Origin of the sequence: Qipengyuania flava (assembly GCF_011762005.1) — a bacterium.
Classification (GTDB): domain Bacteria; phylum Pseudomonadota; class Alphaproteobacteria; order Sphingomonadales; family Sphingomonadaceae; genus Qipengyuania; species Qipengyuania flava.
In genome coordinates this window covers 377,817-393,094 of record NZ_JAASQU010000002.1, presented here as the reverse complement: position 1 = coordinate 393,094, position 15,278 = coordinate 377,817, and the positions used below count along the sequence as shown (strand labels likewise).

The 15,278-nt window shown below is 65.5% G+C and carries 13 protein-coding genes; 7 read left to right on the top strand and 6 right to left on the bottom strand.

Features of this window, described 5'->3' with window-relative positions; genetic code table 11:
- Positions 1 to 127 precede the first annotated feature (127 nt).
- Positions 128 to 1,003 (top strand): prolipoprotein diacylglyceryl transferase, encoded by an 876-nt coding sequence (lgt, locus tag FHS69_RS08550; RefSeq protein ID WP_094062167.1) that lies wholly within the window; start codon positions 128 to 130, stop codon positions 1,001 to 1,003.
- Positions 1,000 to 2,088 (top strand): class I SAM-dependent methyltransferase, encoded by a 1,089-nt coding sequence (locus FHS69_RS08545; protein ID WP_166777363.1) that lies wholly within the window; start codon positions 1,000 to 1,002, stop codon positions 2,086 to 2,088. The genes lgt and FHS69_RS08545 overlap by 4 nt, the downstream gene beginning before the upstream one ends.
- 18 nt (positions 2,089 to 2,106) lie before the next feature.
- Here FHS69_RS08545 and FHS69_RS08540 read toward each other — a convergent pair whose 3' ends face one another.
- Genes FHS69_RS08540 through FHS69_RS08525 form a run of 4 tightly spaced genes read right to left on the bottom strand, consistent with a single transcriptional unit; the run spans position 2,107 to position 6,480 of the window.
- Entirely contained in the window at positions 2,107 to 3,642 is a 1,536-nt protein-coding gene (locus FHS69_RS08540; RefSeq protein WP_166777362.1) for a glycine betaine ABC transporter substrate-binding protein, read from the bottom strand.
- On the bottom strand, positions 3,639 to 4,406 hold the full coding sequence (locus tag FHS69_RS08535) for an ATP-binding cassette domain-containing protein (protein WP_166777361.1): 768 nt from the start codon (positions 4,404 to 4,406) through the stop codon (positions 3,639 to 3,641). Before FHS69_RS08535 ends, FHS69_RS08540 begins: the two co-directional genes overlap by 4 nt.
- On the bottom strand, positions 4,403 to 4,897 hold the full coding sequence (locus tag FHS69_RS08530) for a hypothetical protein (RefSeq protein WP_166777360.1): 495 nt from the start codon (positions 4,895 to 4,897) through the stop codon (positions 4,403 to 4,405). Before FHS69_RS08530 ends, FHS69_RS08535 begins: the two co-directional genes overlap by 4 nt.
- A 50-nt stretch (positions 4,898 to 4,947) precedes the next feature.
- Positions 4,948 to 6,480, bottom strand: a complete 1,533-nt coding sequence (locus tag FHS69_RS08525) for a sensor histidine kinase (protein ID WP_166777359.1) — start codon at positions 6,478 to 6,480, stop codon at positions 4,948 to 4,950.
- A 154-nt stretch (positions 6,481 to 6,634) separates the two neighbouring features.
- Between FHS69_RS08525 and FHS69_RS08520 the strand changes: the two genes are divergently transcribed.
- From FHS69_RS08520 to FHS69_RS08500, 5 genes are all read left to right on the top strand, one after another.
- On the top strand, positions 6,635 to 7,816 hold the full coding sequence (locus FHS69_RS08520; RefSeq protein ID WP_067501801.1) for an acyl-CoA dehydrogenase family protein: 1,182 nt from the start codon (positions 6,635 to 6,637) through the stop codon (positions 7,814 to 7,816).
- Position 7,817: 1 nt separating this feature from the next.
- Positions 7,818 to 9,428, top strand: a complete 1,611-nt coding sequence (locus FHS69_RS08515; RefSeq protein WP_166777358.1) for a carboxyl transferase domain-containing protein — start codon at positions 7,818 to 7,820, stop codon at positions 9,426 to 9,428.
- A gap of 68 nt (positions 9,429 to 9,496) precedes the next feature.
- Entirely contained in the window at positions 9,497 to 10,123 is a 627-nt protein-coding gene (locus FHS69_RS08510; RefSeq protein ID WP_067500019.1) for a 1-acyl-sn-glycerol-3-phosphate acyltransferase, read from the top strand.
- A complete protein-coding gene (locus tag FHS69_RS08505; RefSeq protein WP_166777357.1) occupies positions 10,120 to 10,923 on the top strand; it encodes a DUF1295 domain-containing protein in 804 nt (267 codons plus the stop codon). Before FHS69_RS08510 ends, FHS69_RS08505 begins: the two co-directional genes overlap by 4 nt.
- A gap of 72 nt (positions 10,924 to 10,995) precedes the next feature.
- Positions 10,996 to 11,622, top strand: coding sequence for a hypothetical protein (locus FHS69_RS08500; protein WP_067466152.1), 627 nt, complete (start codon positions 10,996 to 10,998; stop codon positions 11,620 to 11,622).
- Positions 11,623 to 11,625: 3 nt separating this feature from the next.
- Here the strand turns inward: FHS69_RS08500 and FHS69_RS08495 are convergent, their stop codons facing one another.
- Both FHS69_RS08495 and gyrB read right to left on the bottom strand, forming a co-directional pair.
- The gene (locus tag FHS69_RS08495) at positions 11,626 to 12,693 is read right to left on the bottom strand and encodes an AI-2E family transporter (protein WP_166777356.1); all 1,068 of its coding nucleotides are present in this window, start codon (positions 12,691 to 12,693) and stop codon (positions 11,626 to 11,628) included.
- Positions 12,694 to 12,697: 4 nt separating this feature from the next.
- Positions 12,698 to 15,223 (bottom strand): DNA topoisomerase (ATP-hydrolyzing) subunit B, encoded by a 2,526-nt coding sequence (gene gyrB / locus FHS69_RS08490; protein WP_425128218.1) that lies wholly within the window; start codon positions 15,221 to 15,223, stop codon positions 12,698 to 12,700.
- Positions 15,224 to 15,278 lie beyond the last annotated feature (55 nt).

The window sequence follows — 15,278 nt, the reverse complement described above, 5'->3', positions numbered from 1 at the left end:
TCATCTTCGAGGCTCGCGCAGTAATTGCGGCTCGACGCAGGCTTTCCCCAAAACCCCTGCTATGCCAAAAGCCGCCCCGATGGGTCGCCGGACGCGGCCTTTGACTCACCTCTAAGGGGATAAGCACTTGCTGTCACTACTGGCTGCATCGGGCGTTGCAGAACCGATCTACTGGGAAAATCTCGGGCTGCGTCCCTACCTGTTCGAGATCGGCGGCTTCCAGCTGCGGTTCTATTCGCTGGCCTATCTGCTCGGCATCCTGTTCGCCTATTGGCACCTGTCGAAGATGATCAAGGCGCCCGGCGCACCGATGGCGCAGCGCCATGCCGACGACCTGTTCTTCTACTGTACGCTGGGCGTCATTCTTGGCGGCCGGATCGGCTATGCTGCCTTCTACAAGCCCGAACTGTTCGCCAGCGCGGATGTGTTCAAGCTGTGGGAAGGCGGGATGAGCTTCCACGGCGGCGTGATCGGCGTGCTGGTGGCGATCAGCTGGGTCGCCTGGCGTGGCGGTCTCAACTGGCTGCGCGTGTGCGATTACATCGCGGTCAACGTGCCCGTGGGCTACATGCTCGGACGGCTGGCGAACTTCGTCAATGCCGAGCTCTACGGCCGGCCGGTCGAAAGCGATTTCCCGCTGGCGATGGTCTTTCCGACCGATCCCGACCTGCTTCCCCGCCACCCTAGCCAGCTCTACCAGGCGGGTTTCGAAGGCCTCATGCTGGGCCTGCTGCTGCTGCTGCTGTTCTGGCAGACCCGCGCGCGCTGGCGCCCGGGCCTGCTGGTCGCAGTGTTCACCATCGGCATGGGACTGGGGCGCTTCCTGATGGAGTTCTTCCGCGAGCCCGACGCGCATCTCGCCTATGTCGTTGCCGAGACCGGTCTTTCGCGCGGCCAGTGGCTGAGCCTGCCGATGATCGCCATCGGGCTGGCGGTGCTGGCCTATGCCCTGCTGCGTCCGGCGATCGGCAGCACCCGGGCGGGAGCCGCACCCGCTGCATGAGCGAAGCGGAACAGACTGCGCTGGCGGCCAGCTTCCGCCGGCTGATCGAACGGCACGGGCCGATGCCCGTGTCGCGCTACATGGGTGAAAGCAACGCGCGTTATTACACCACGCGCGATCCGCTGGGCGCTGCGGGGGATTTCACCACCGCGCCCGAAATCAGCCAGATGTTCGGCGAGATGGCGGGGCTGTGGCTGGCGGACATCTGGGCGCGCGCGGGGCGCCCCGCCGACGTGCTCTATGTCGAGCTCGGCCCGGGCCGCGGAACGCTGGCGCGCGATGCGCTGCGTGCGATGGCCAGCCAGGGACTGCGTCCCGAAGTCCATCTGGTCGAAGGCTCAGACGCGCTCCGGCAGGTCCAGTCTGAAGCGCTGGCGGGTGCACGGTTCCACGATTCGCTCGACACGGTCCCCGGGGATCGCCCGATGCTGCTGCTCGCCAATGAATTTCTCGATGCGCTGCCGATCCGGCAACTCGTCCGGACCGCCACGGGCTGGCGCGAACGGATGGTCGGGATCGAGGACGACGGCTTCGCTTTCGTATCGGGACCCAGCCCGCTCGACGAGGCGGTCCCCGAAGCGCAGCGTGCCGCCCCCGTTGACACGGTGATCGAGACCGGTCCCGCTGCCGCTGCACTGGTCGAAGCGCTTGCACAGCGGTTCGATGTGCAGGGCGGTGCGGGGCTGCTGGTCGATTACGGCCACCTGGAGCCGCGGACTGGCTCCACCCTCCAGGCGGTGCGTGGGCACCAAAAGGTCGACGTGTTTGTCGCGCCGGGCGAGATGGACCTCACCGCGCATGTCGATTTCGCCACGCTCGATCTCGTGGCGCGGCGGGAGGGCATAGCCAGTTCGCTGACCACGCAGGGGGCCTGGCTGACGGCGATGGGCATCGGCCTGCGCGCACAGGCACTGGCCAAGGCGTCTCCGGCACGTGCGGAAGAATTGCGCGTGGCGCACGAGCGGCTGGTCGGTCGCGAGGCAATGGGCGAGCTGTTCAAATGCATGGCGCTGAGCGCGCGCGACTGGCCGCGCGGGGCGGGTTTTCCCGAAGGCGAACGAAGGCAGGCCCCCGACGCCGCGTAAGAAGTACGGGATGCTGGGCTAGAGACCGATGCGCGCGGCGAGCTCGCGCGCGGCCTCGGTGAAGGACAACTTGTCGTTGTCGCGATCGACCGAGAGATTGGCGGCGCGCATCGCCTCGACATCGATCGCGCCCACCAGCGGCTGGAGGGCGGCGACGATGTCGGGATCGGCGCCCGTTTCGGGGCTCAGCAGGATGATGGCGTCGTAATTGGGAAAGGCGCCTTCGGGATCGTCCAGGAAGACCAGATCGTCCGCCGCGATCCGGCCGTCGGAGGTGTAAGCGCCGATTACGTCCGCTTCGCCCGATTGCAGCGCATTGTACATGAAGGTGGGCGAGAAATTGCGCTGGGCGGCGAAGCGCAGCCCATAGGCGTCGCGCACCGCGATCCATTCGGGGCGTTCGAAGAATTCGGGATCGCCGCCAATGGTCATGCCTTGTCCGCGCGCGGCGAGATCGCCAATGGCGGCGAAGCCACCCGCTTCGGCACGGGCGCGGGGCATGGCCAGTCCATAGGCATTCTCGAACCCCAGCCGGCCCAGCACGTGCGTTCCGGTGGTGCGCGTTTCCCATTCTTCGATCTCGGCCAGCATGGTGTCGCGATCGGGCGTGTCGCGCCGCTCCATCTGGTTGGTCCAGATCGTGCCGGTGTAATCGACCAGCACGTCGATCGCGCCGTTGGCGACTGCCTCGTGTGCGACTGCCGAACCGAGCCCGTTGCGATAATCGACCGTATAGCCGGCTGCTTCGAGCTGCTGCCCGATCAGTCGCGCGAGGATATACTGTTCGGAGAAGCCCTTGGCCCCGATCACGATGCGATCCTCCGCGCGGTTGCCGAACTGTACCGCAAGCGCGGCGACGATCCCCAGTAGCACTGCGACCAGTCCCGCGAGGCTGAGCCGTCGGCGGCGGGTCGCCAGCCCCTTTTCGATCGTGCCGAGCAGCGCGTCCGCGACCAGGGCAAGCCCGGCGCTCGCGATGCACCCTGCCAGCACCAGCACCCAGTTCTGCGTCTGCAGTCCCGCGAAGATCGGATCGCCGAGGCTTGGCTGGCCGATGGTGGTCGAAAGCGTCGCGGCGCCGATGGTCCACACCGCGGCGGTGCGGATGCCCGCCATGACATAGGGTGCGGCCAAGGGGGCCTCGACCAGCCGCAATCGCTGCCAGAAGCTCATGCCCACACCATCCGCCGCTTCGAGAATGCCGGGATCGAGATTGGCCTGTGCGGTCACCGCATTGCGCAGGATCGGCAGCAGCGCGTAGAGCGAAAGCGCGAGCAGTGCGGGGAGGAAACCAAGCGTCGGCAGTCCTTCGCCGAACACTGCGCGCAGGCTCAGCAGGATAGGGAAGAACAGCGCCAGCAGCGCCAGCGCGGGGATGGTCTGGACGAGACTTGCGAAACCCAGCGTGGCACGCGCGATGGCGGGCGAGCGACTGGCCCAGATCGCCAGCGGCAGCGCCACCGCGATGCCGAGTGCGATTGCCGCTGCCGAAAGCAGGACATGCGCGGCGAGTTTGTCGCCAAGGCCGAGCAGGGCAGTGCCGATTTCGCTCACCGTGCGCGCTCTGCCAGCCGGTCGGCCTGCGCGCGGGGAACGGCGACGAGGTCCTGTGCGATCGTGCCGCCAGCGCCGTGAAGCAGCGCCTGCGGATTTTCGTCGGCGACGATCGACCCGCCGTCCATCACCAGCACGCGGTCGGCCAGTAGCAGCGCCTCCGCCATGTCATGCGTCACCATGACCGTGGTCAGGCCGAGATCGGCATGCAGCGCGCGAACACGCTCGCCCAGCGCATCGCGCGTGATCGGGTCGAGCGCACCGAAGGGTTCGTCCATCAGCAGCAAATGCGGATCGTTGGCGAGAGCGCGCGCCACGCCGACACGTTGGCGTTGTCCGCCCGACAGTTCGTCGGGCAGGCGGACAGCCATCGCCGGGTCGAGTTCGACCAGTTCGAGCAGGCGCGCAATCCGGCCTTCGGGCAGGCGCTCGCCCACCAGCCGCGGGCCGATCGCGATGTTCTCGCCCACCGTCATGTGCGGGAACAGGCCGATCGACTGGAAGACATAGCCGATCCTGCGCCGCAGGGCTGCGAGCGGCAGGCTTTCGACGCGCTCGCCCTCGAACAGGACGGTACCCCCGTTTGGATCGACGAGGCGGTTGACGGTCTTGAGCAATGTGGATTTGCCCGAACCCGAGGCCCCGACCAAGGCCACGAATTCTCCCGGTGCGATCGTCAGCGACACTCCCGCCACGGCTTCGGTCGTCTCATAGCTTTTGCGGACTTCGCGAAACTCGACCAAAGGCTGGGCCGGGCTGGTCACGCGGGATCGTCACTCGCGTCGGACGGCTGAGCGGACGGCAGAACGTATTCTACGCTCTCGAGTTCGATAAGCGTTCCGGTCTCGCCTTCGAGACGCATCATGTCGCCGCGCATCCGGTCAGGCTCCCAGCAGCGCTCGATTGCGGTGTCGGCATCGGGCCGCAAGCACAACCGCTTGCCATCCTCGCCGTCGGCATAGGTCCACTCACCGGTCTGCCACGGATCGCCATTGCGCAGGTCGCGGTAAGTGCCGTCCTGGTCGAGATAGGTGGTGTAGCGCGCGCCATCGGCAGCCAGCGCGCGCCACGCGGTGGCTGCAAAGCCGTCCGGCGCGGGTGCGGACGAGGGCGATGCCGCGGCCTGCCCCTCGGCGACCTGCTGCGCGGTCGCTATCGCTTCGCCCTCCTCCTCGCTCGGACTGCATCCCGGCAACGCGGCGAGCGCGCACAGCGGCAGCGCGAGCGCCTGTGCGGAAGTGACGATGGATCGCATGGGCGGAGGCAAAGCACAGCCGCGCGACCGGTGCAAGGCGAGGCGGGGGATCAGTTCTCGATCGACTTGCGCGGAAAGACGATACGCACGTCGAGCCCGTCGGCAGAGAAGGTCCGCTCGAAAGTGCCGCCAAGCTGGCCTTCGACCGCCATGCGCAGCAATCGCGAGCCGAAGCCCTCGTGTTCCGACTTGTCGGGGTCGGCGCAGCTGCTGGCCTGCTCTTCCCAGCTCACGCACACGCTGCCCTCGCCTCCGCTTTCGCATTCTTCCTCGACCGTCACGGTCAGGTGCCCTTCGGGACAGGACAGCGCCCCATATTTGGCCGAATTGGTCGCCAGCTCGTGGAAGATCAGCGCCAGCGGGGTCGCGGCGCGGGCGCCGATCTCGATCCCGGGACCGGTGACGCTGAAGCGGCCTTCCTCGGCGCTGCCATAGGGCGCCAGAAGGTCGGCCAGCAGGCCCGAGAGCGTGCTGGCACGCTGGCCCTCATGCGGACGCACGTAATTGTGCGCCGCGCCGAGCGCGCGAATGGTCTCGTTCAATTCGGCCGCAAATTCGGCGACCTCGGGGCGGTTGCGCGCGCGGATCGCCACGAGCCCGGAAACGACCGCAAAGATGTTCTTGATCCGGTGGGAGAGTTCGTGTGCCAGCAGGTCGCGCGCTTCGGACAGGCGGTGCTGGCGGTCGACGTCGATGACGGTGCCGAACCAGCGGTTCTGGCCCTCGTCGGTGGGCGTCTGCACCGCGCGCGCCAGCATCCAGCGGTAATTGCCGTCGGACAGTTTGAGCCGCCATTCGTATTCGAACGGCTTGCCGCTATCGAGCGATGCCTGGAAGGCGCCTGCAGCCTGTACCCAATCCTCGGGATGGACGGCGTTCTTCCAGTCATCCAGCCGGCGCGGCTGCGTGGTGGCGGTCAGTTCGCTCCATTGCGCGCTGACATAGTCGAAATTGCCCGCCCCGTCGGCCGACCAGGCGATTCCCGGCACGCTGTCGATCATGCGCTGGAGATAGCTTTCGCGCATGTTGACCGCTTCCTGTGCGGTTTCGCCCAGGCGGCGCTGCGAAATGCGCCGCATCGCCGACTTGGCAAGCACCGAAAGCGACTCGCGCTGGATGTCGCTCAGCCCTCCCGGCCGCGGCTTGGTATCGATCACGCAGAGCGCGCCGAGCGGCGCCCCCTCGACCGAAATCAGCGGGTGGCCGGCGTAGAATCGGATATGCGGTTCGTCGGTGACCAGCGGGTTGTCGGCGAAGCGCGCATCTTCGCGCGCGTCGGGCACGACCATCGGCTCGGCGCCGAGCATGGCGTGCGCGCAGAAGCTGGTGGGGCGCGGGGTTTCGCGCGCGTCGATCCCGGTTCGCGTAAGGAACAGCTGACGGCCTTCCTCGACCACCGTCACCATCGCCATCGGCACGTCGCACAGCTTGGCAACGAGGTCGACCAGCTCCTGCAATTCGGGATCGTCGACCATTCCCTGCGTACCGTGCGCAGCGAGCACCGCGAGGCGCTTGTCCTCGTCGCAATAGGCATCCGAAGGCAGTACGCCCTCGGGCCACAGTATGCTGGGTTTGCGATACATGGCCGAAACTTGCCGACTAGAAGCAAGCGTCTCGCAGGTAAAGCAATTCCGCGCTGGATCACATCAAGACGGCCTATTGCGTTTGCCCCATCTGGCGCGCTCCGCTATCGGCCCGCCCGACAAAGAGAATCTTCGCGAGCCCCAAGGAGAGAGCATGCGCGCGACCCCCCATTTCGATTTCCAGCTCGGCGAGAGCGCAGAGATGATCCGCGAGACCGTGGCCCGCTTCGCCGACGAACAGATCGCCCCGCTGGCCGAGAAGATCGACCGCGAAGACCATTTCCCGCGCGACGAGCTGTGGCGCCAGATGGGCGAGCTCGGCCTGCATGGTCTGACCGTCGACGAAGCGGATGGTGGGCTCGGCCTCGGCTATCTCGAACACGTCATCGCGGTCGAGGAAGTCAGCCGCGCCTCGGCTTCGCTCGGCTTGTCATACGGCGCGCATTCGAACCTGTGCGTCAACCAGATCCGCCGCTGGGGCAATGACGCGCAGAAAGCGAAGTATCTCGCCCCGCTGATCAGCGGCGAACATGTCGGTTCGCTCGCCATGTCCGAAGCTTCGGCGGGCTCGGATGTCGTCTCGATGAAGCTTAAGGCGGAAGCCGCATCGCGCGACGGCGTGGACGGCTACATTCTCAACGGCACCAAATTCTGGATCACCAACGCGCCCTATGCTGATACGCTGGTGGTCTATGCCAAGACCGACGGCAGCGCGGGATCGCGCGGGATCACCGCCTTCCTGATCGAGAAGGACGATGAAGGTTTCTCTATCGGCCAGAAGATCGAGAAGGTCGGTATGCGCGGTTCGCCCACCGCCGAACTGGTGTTCGACGATTGCTTCGTGCCCGAAGACCGCGTCATGGGCCCGCTGAACGGCGGCGTCGGCGTGTTGATGAGCGGGCTCGATTACGAACGCGTGGTGCTTGCCGGGCTTCAGCTCGGGATCATGCAGGCCTGCCTCGACACGGTCATCCCCTATCTTCGCGAGCGCACTCAGTTCGGCAAGCCGATCGGCAGCTTCCAGCTGATGCAGGCCAAGGTCGCGGACATGTATGTCGCGCTGCAGTCGGCGCGGGCCTACACCTATGCGGTGGCCAAGGCCTGCGATGCCGACCAGACGACGCGCTTCGATGCCGCGGGGGCGATCTTGCTGGCATCCGAAAATGCCTTCCGCGTGGCCGCGGAGAGCGTCCAGGCGCTGGGCGGCGCGGGCTATACGCTCGACTGGCCGGTCGAACGCTACATGCGCGATGCCAAGCTGCTCGACATCGGCGCCGGCACCAACGAGATTCGCCGCATGCTGATCGGCCGCGAACTGATCGGGGCGGCGGGGTGAGATGACCGCACCCGTTCTCACTTCCACGCTCGACCGCGAAGCGCCCGACGCCAAGGCGCGGTTCGCGCAGAACAAGTCGCTCGCCGCCGAATTGCGATCCGCCGTTGCGGAGGCCGCGCTCGGCGGGTCTGAAGGCAGCCGCGAACGGCATGTCGGGCGGGGCAAGCTATTGCCGCGCGAACGGGTGGAGCGGCTGCTCGATCCGGGCTCACCCTTCCTCGAGATCGGCCAGCTTGCTGCCAATGGCATGTATGGCAAGGACGCGATCAATGGCGCGGGGCTGATTGCCGGTATCGGCCGCGTATCGGGCCGGCAGGTGATGATCGTGTGCAACGATGCCACCGTAAAAGGCGGCACCTATTACCCGATGACGGTCAAGAAGCATCTGCGCGCACAGGAAATCGCGCAGGAAAACCGCCTGCCGTGCATCTATCTCGTCGACAGCGGCGGGGCGAACCTTCCGCACCAGGCCGAGGTCTTCCCCGATCGCGACCATTTCGGCCGCATCTTTTTCAACCAGGCCAATATGAGCGCGCTCGGCATCCCGCAGATCGCCTGCGTGATGGGCAGTTGCACTGCGGGCGGCGCCTATGTCCCCGCCATGTCCGACGAAACCGTGATCGTGCGCAACCAGGGCACGATTTTCCTGGCCGGCCCGCCCCTGGTGAAGGCCGCGACGGGCGAGGAGATCAGCGCCGAGGATCTGGGCGGCGGCGATTTGCACGCGAAAAAGAGCGGCGTGGTCGACCATCTGGCGGAGAATGACGAGCACGCGCTCACCATCGTGCGCGATATCGTCAGCCACCTCGGCGAAAACCACGCCGCGGCCGAGGGCATCGAGCTGAAGGAGCCGCGCGCGCCCAAATTCGATGCCGAAGATCTCTATGCGCTGGTGCCCGAAGACGTGCGCGCGCCTTATGACGTGCATGAAGTGATTGCGCGGATTGTCGACGGCAGCGAGTTCCACGAGTTCAAGCAGCATTACGGCAGCACACTGGTCTGCGGTTTCGCGCATATCTGGGGCATGCCGGTGGCAATTCTCGCCAACAACGGCGTGCTGTTTTCCGAAAGCGCGCAGAAGGGCGCGCATTTCATCGAACTGGCCTGTCAGCGGCGTATCCCGCTGCTGTTCCTGCAGAACATCTCGGGCTTCATGGTCGGCGGGAAATACGAGGCCGAGGGAATCGCCAAGCATGGCGCCAAGCTGGTTACCGCGGTCGCCACCGCGACCGTGCCCAAGCTCACCGTGGTGATCGGGGGCAGTTTCGGCGCGGGCAATTACGGCATGTGCGGCCGTGCCTACAGCCCCCGTTTCCTGTTTACCTGGCCCAATGCGCGCATTTCGGTGATGGGCGGCGAACAGGCGGCGAGCGTGCTCGCCACCGTCCACCGCGATGCCGACAGCTGGACCGACGAACAGGCGGAAGAATTCAAGGCTCCGATCCGCCAAAAATACGAAGACGAAGGCAATCCCTATTACGCGACCGCGCGGTTGTGGGACGATGGCGTGATCGACCCCGTGCAAACGCGCGACGTGCTCGGCCTTGCGCTTTCCGCCACGCTCGAAGCGCCGATTGCGGAGCGTCCGCAATTCGGGGTGTTCCGGATGTAAATGGCGCGAAACCGCCCTATCGCAATCCCCTGCGCAACTGCTAGGTCCGATCCCCAGGGGAGAGTGAAGTGTCGTCGAGTGGAACGCGTCGCCAGCGGTCGGTACTGTCGCGCATCGTGCGGCGGATCATCCTTGCGATCTATCGCTGGCGGGGCTGGCGGCTTGAAGGCCATCTGCCCGCGATCGACAAATATGTCATCGCCGGCGCGCCGCATACGTCGAATTGGGATTTCGTATTCTTCACCGGTGCCACCGCGGCGGAGGGAATCGAACCCAATTTCATGGGCAAGCACACGCTGTTTCGCGGGATCATGCGCAACTTCATGCTCGACATGGGCGGCATTCCCATCGACCGGTCGCGGCGCAGCAATGTCGTCGAGCAGGTAGCCGCCGAATTCGCGCGTCGCGACCAGCTTGCGCTGGTCATTGCGGCGGAGGGGACGCGCAGTTCGGATGGCGAGTGGAAATCGGGTTTCTACAACATCGCCCGTGCAGCCGGAGTGCCGATCGTGCCGACCTGGGTATGCAACGAACGCCGCGTGCTCGGCTTCGGGCCGCCGATCGAACCGGGTGCGAATTACGGAGAGACATTGCTCGAGATCGCGCGCTTCATGCGGGCGAGCCTGCCCGATTACGAGCGCTACAAGGTCCTTGAACAGCAGGCGCTGCGCCTGGTTGCGGAGAATGCGGAATGATCGTCGAAGCCCTGCTTGCCAATATCGTGATCCTGCTGGGTCTTGCGCTGGTGCTGTGGGTGATCGCGGTGCAGATCGACGATGTCAGTTTCGTCGATGCCTATTGGGGCGGCGGCATGGCGATCATGGCCGTGGTCAGCTGGCTGCGCCTCGCCGAACCGGGGCCGCTGGCCACTTTGTTGATGGCGATGGCGGCGATCTGGGGCTTGCGGCTCGCAATCCACCTGCTGATCCGCTGGCGGCGCGAAGGCGAAGACAAGCGCTATGCGCGCATGCTTGCCAAGGACCGCGAACGCGGGCGATTCGGCTGGGCAGCCCTGACCAAGGTATTTCTCGGCCAGTCGGTGTTGCTGTTCCTTGTCTCCAGCCCCGCGCAATATGGCATTCTCGAAGCCGCCTCGCTCACCCCTGTCAGCGGGCTCGCCCTCATCGGTCTTGCCCTCTGGCTGGTGGGGATTTTCTTCGAATGGGTGGGCGACTGGCAGCTCGCGCGGTTCAAGTCCGACCCGGCCAACGAAGGACAGGTGATGGACCGCGGGCTGTGGCGGTACACCCGCCATCCCAATTATTTCGGCGATGCCTGCGTGTGGTGGGGCATATGGATCGCTTCGGCTTCGGCCGGCTGGTGGGTCGCTGCGGCGACGGTGATCGGGCCGCTGTTCCTGACCTTCACCCTGACCCGCTGGTCGGGCGCGCCGCTGCTCGAAGGCGGGATGAAGAAATCGCGGCCGGGCTATGCCGATTACAAGGCGCGCACTTCTGCATTCTTCCCGCGTCCGCCGAAGAATTCGGCCGACTGAACCGCTAGGGGGTTTAACCCGCGCGCGTCCTCGCCTAATTTACGCGCAGGACGAATGGGGAGCGCGCATCGCATGAGCGAGAACGAGATCGACGAATTGCGTCGCCGCTTTGCGCGCGAGGCGATGGCGCTGATGGAGCGCAAGGGCGAAGAGGTCTCGCGCACCCGACTCGCCGCCGAACTGGGCATCGCGCGTGCGCGGATCGACGCTGTCTTCCCCGAAGAAAGCGACCTGCTCGAGGCGGTCACTGCCGAGTGGTTCGCGCCCAAGCTGGCGGTGATGGACGAAGTCATGGCTTCCGACCTGCCGCCGCCGCGCAAGATGTACGAGTTCTTCGCGCGTCGGTTCATCCTGCTGCGGCAGAATTTCCGCGACGATCCCGCGACTTTCAACCTCTATGTCGAGATGGGCGAACGCTATTTCGATTATGCCCGCAGCTATATCGACCTCGCCGACCATTACCTGTGCGAGCTGATCGCCGAGGCGCAGGCGGATGGCTATCTCGAGGGGCTCGAGGTCGACATGGCGATGTCGATGATCAACCAGATGGTGAGCTGCTATCTCCAGCCCTACATGATCGCGATGATCGAGGATAAGCTGAGCGAAGAAAAGCTGGCGCTGATCGTGGGGGCGATCTTCTCCGGGCTTGATGCGAAGGATGGCGGTGCGCGCGGGACCGAGGATATCCGCGCGGCCTGACCGTCAGGCGGCCCCCGCGCGCTGCTCGGCAAAAATGCCCCATGCGGCGAGGAACAGCCCGCAGACCAGTGGCCCGACCACGATCCCCGACAGTCCCATCAGCGCAATGCCGCCCAGCGTGGTGACGAGGATCAGCCAGTCGGGGATGCCCGTGTCGCGGCCCACCAGGATCGGGCGCAGGACATTGTCCGCCATGCCGATAAGCGCGACACCCGAAATGACCACCACCACGCCCTGCCAGATCGCGCCTGTGGCGAGGAGGTAGATTGCGGCGGGGACCCAGACGATCGCGGGACCCAGCGCGGGCAAGAGCGAGGCGATTGCCATGATCACGCCGAGCAGCAGCACCGACGGAATGCCGACGATCCAGAAGGTCAGCGCCCCCAGCGCGCCCTGCACCAGCCCGACCACCACAGAGCCCTTGATCGTGGCGCGAACGATGATCAGGAAGCGCTCGGCCAGCCGGTCGGCGACGGCGCGCTGCATGGGGAGCGCAGCGACGATCGCGCGGCCGATCGCGCGTCCGTCGCGGAGCAGAAAGAAGCCGACATACAGCGCGATCCCGAAGGACAGCACGAAGCCGAACACGCTGCCCCCCAGTGCGATCGCCTGCGTCGCGATGATCCCGAGACTCGCCTGCACGAAAGCGCTCGCGCGTGCCTGGACTTCGCCGAAATCGCCGAAGCCCGCGCTGTCGAGCGAGGCCTGGATGTTGGCCGGCAGCGCGGCGAAAATCCGTGCGAAATACATCGACACGTCGACATTGCCTTCACGGAAGGCGACGTAGAGGCCTGCCGCCTCCTCGACCACCGCACTGCCGATCCACAACGCCGGAAGCACCACCGCGAACAGGATCACCACGAGACTCGCCAGTGCCGCCTGCGTTTCCTTCCCCGGCCGCCGCACCAGGAACCAGCGGTACAGCGGCTGGAACATGATCGCCGCCAGCGCCGCCCACAGCATCGGGGTGAGGAACGGCAGCACCACTGCCAGCAGCGCCAGCGAGACCAGGCCAAGGAAGAGCAGGAAGCCGCCCCGCTCGGTGGCCGATGCCGGTTGCCGCCCGCTCACCGCGTCAGACGTCCAGATTCGCCACGTTCAGCGCATTGTCCTGGATGAATTCGCGGCGCGGTTCGACGACATCGCCCATCAGGCGAGTAAAGATCTCGTCGGTGACGTCCGCGTCCTCGACCTTGACCTGCAACAGCGCACGATTGTCCGGGTCGAGCGTGGTCTCCCACAGCTGTTCCGCGTTCATTTCGCCCAATCCCTTGTAGCGCTGGATTTTCTGGCCCTTGCGGCCCGCGGCCAGCACCGCGTCGAGCAACTGGGTCGGCAGGGTGATCGCATCATCGGCCAGGATCGGCGTATCGTCTTCGCCGCTATCCGCATCGGCATCGTCGACCGCTTCGGCGGCACCGCTGCGGACCAGCCGCATGGGGGCGGCATAGGCATCGGCGAATTCCTGCGCAATGCGGTGCAACTTGCGCGCTTCCGCACTGTCGAGGAAGGCGGGATCGATCTCGTGGACATCGGTTACCCCGCGCCACAACCGGCTGAGGCGGACCTTGCCGTCGCTGCCGGTCTCGGCAGTCCAGCGCGCTTCGGGATCGCCCATCTGCAAGTGCGCTGCCGCGCGCTCGAGCGCGGCTGGGCGATCGCCGACCGGATCGAGCGCACCCGCGAGCGCCATCGCCTCGATCAGTTCGCTGTTGTACTTGCGCGGCACGAAGCCAAGCAGATTGCGCATTCGCAGGCCGTGCGCGACCATTGCCTCGAGTTCACCACCTGCGCGCACCACACCCGAACCCTGCGTCTCGAGTACGCGGGAATCGAGCCCCTGCGCGATGAGATAGCGATCGTAGGCGGGCTGGTCCTTGAGATAGACCTCGCTTTTCCCGCGCGCGACCTTGTACAGCGGGGGCTGCGCGATGAAGAGGTGCCCCGCCTTGACGATCTCGGGCATCTGGCGGTGGAAGAAGGTCAGCAACAGCGTGCGGATATGTGCGCCGTCGACGTCGGCGTCGGTCATGATCACGATCTTGTGATAGCGCAGCTTCTCGAGATCGAATTCGTCGCGCAGGCCGGTGCCCATCGCCTGGATCAGCGTGCCCACCTCCTTCGAACTGATGATCCGGTCGAACCGCGCGCGCTCGACATTGAGGATCTTGCCCTTGAGCGGAAGGATCGCCTGCGTCTTGCGATCGCGGCCCTGCTTGGCCGAGCCGCCTGCGGAATCACCCTCGACCAGGAAGAGTTCGCAATTGGCAGGGTTGCGATCCTGGCAATCTGCCAGCTTGCCCGGCAGCGAGGCGATGCTCATCGCGCCCTTGCGGCTCATCTCGCGCGCCCGGCGGGCGGCTTCGCGGGCCGCGGCGGCGTCGATCACCTTCTGGATGATCGCCTTGGCCTCGTTCGGGTTTTCCTCCAGCCATTCGCCCATTTTCTCGCCCATCAGGCTTTCGAGCGGCGAACGCACTTCGGAACTGACCAGCTTGTCCTTGGTTTGCGAAGAGAACTTGGGGTCGGGCAGCTTGACCGAAACGATCGCGGTCAGTCCTTCACGCATGTCCTCGCCCGAGAGCGAAACCTTTTCCTTCTTCAGCAGCCCGCTTGCGCTGGCGTAATTGTTCAGCGTGCGAGTCAGCGCGGTACGGAAAGCGGCGAGGTGGGTGCCGCCGTCGCGCTGCGGGATGTTGTTGGTAAAGGTGAGGACGTTCTCGTAATAGCTGTCGTTCCACTCGAGCGCGACATCGATCCCGATCCCGTCCTTCTCCGCCGACACGGCGATGGGCTCGGCAACCAGCGCCTGCTTGTTGCGATCGAGATATTTCACGAAGGCGGCGATCCCGCCCTCGTAGAACAGGTCGTGTTCGAGCGGTTCCTCGTGGCGCTTGTCGCGCAGCAGGATGCGAACGCCCGAATTGAGGAAGGCGAGCTCGCGATAACGATGCTCGAGCTTTTCGAAATCGAACTCGATGACGTTCTTGAAGGTGTCTTCGCTGGCCTTGAAGGTGACGCGCGTGCCCTTCTTGAAGCCGTCCTCATCGGGGTTCTGTTCGACCTTTGGAGCATCGCCGACGACGCGCAGACTTTCCACCGCGTCGCCATGCTCGAAACGCATCCAGTGCTCCTTGCCGTCACGCCAGATCGTCAGTTCGAGCCATTCGGACAGCGCGTTGACCACCGAGACGCCGACGCCGTGCAGGCCGCCGGAGACCTTGTAGGCGTTGTCGTCGCTGGTGTTCTCGAACTTCCCTCCTGCATGCAGCTGCGTCATGATGACCTCGGCCGCCGAAACACCCTCTTCCTTGTGCATGTCGACCGGGATGCCGCGGCCATTGTCTTCGACCGAGACCGATCCGTCGGGGTTGAGCTCGATCAGCACGAGGTCGCAATGGCCCGCCAGAGCCTCGTCGATCGCGTTGTCAGAGACTTCGAACACCATGTGGTGGAGGCCCGATCCGTCATCGGTATCGCCGATATACATGCCCGGCCGCTTGCGTACCGCGTCGAGGCCCTTGAGGACCTTGATCGAATCCGCGCCGTAACCGGGTTTTTTCGGCGCCGCTGCGCCCGTGTTCTCAGGGGTATCGTCCATGCCCAGCATATAGGCGTTCGCGGGCGGAATGCCAAAGTTTCGCTGCCCGTCTTAC

Coding starts and splice junctions, on each gene's coding strand:
- FHS69_RS08545 (WP_166777363.1), top strand. CDS start 1,000: ATGAGCGAAGCGGAACAGACTGCGCTGGCGGCCAGCTTCCGCCGGCTG.
- FHS69_RS08530 (WP_166777360.1), bottom strand. CDS start 4,897: ATGCGATCCATCGTCACTTCCGCACAGGCGCTCGCGCTGCCGCTGTGC.
- FHS69_RS08525 (WP_166777359.1), bottom strand. CDS start 6,480: ATGTATCGCAAACCCAGCATACTGTGGCCCGAGGGCGTACTGCCTTCG.
- FHS69_RS08520 (WP_067501801.1), top strand. CDS start 6,635: ATGCGCGCGACCCCCCATTTCGATTTCCAGCTCGGCGAGAGCGCAGAG.
- FHS69_RS08515 (WP_166777358.1), top strand. CDS start 7,818: ATGACCGCACCCGTTCTCACTTCCACGCTCGACCGCGAAGCGCCCGAC.
- FHS69_RS08505 (WP_166777357.1), top strand. CDS start 10,120: ATGATCGTCGAAGCCCTGCTTGCCAATATCGTGATCCTGCTGGGTCTT.
- FHS69_RS08500 (WP_067466152.1), top strand. CDS start 10,996: ATGAGCGAGAACGAGATCGACGAATTGCGTCGCCGCTTTGCGCGCGAG.
- gyrB (WP_425128218.1), bottom strand. CDS start 15,223: ATGGACGATACCCCTGAGAACACGGGCGCAGCGGCGCCGAAAAAACCC.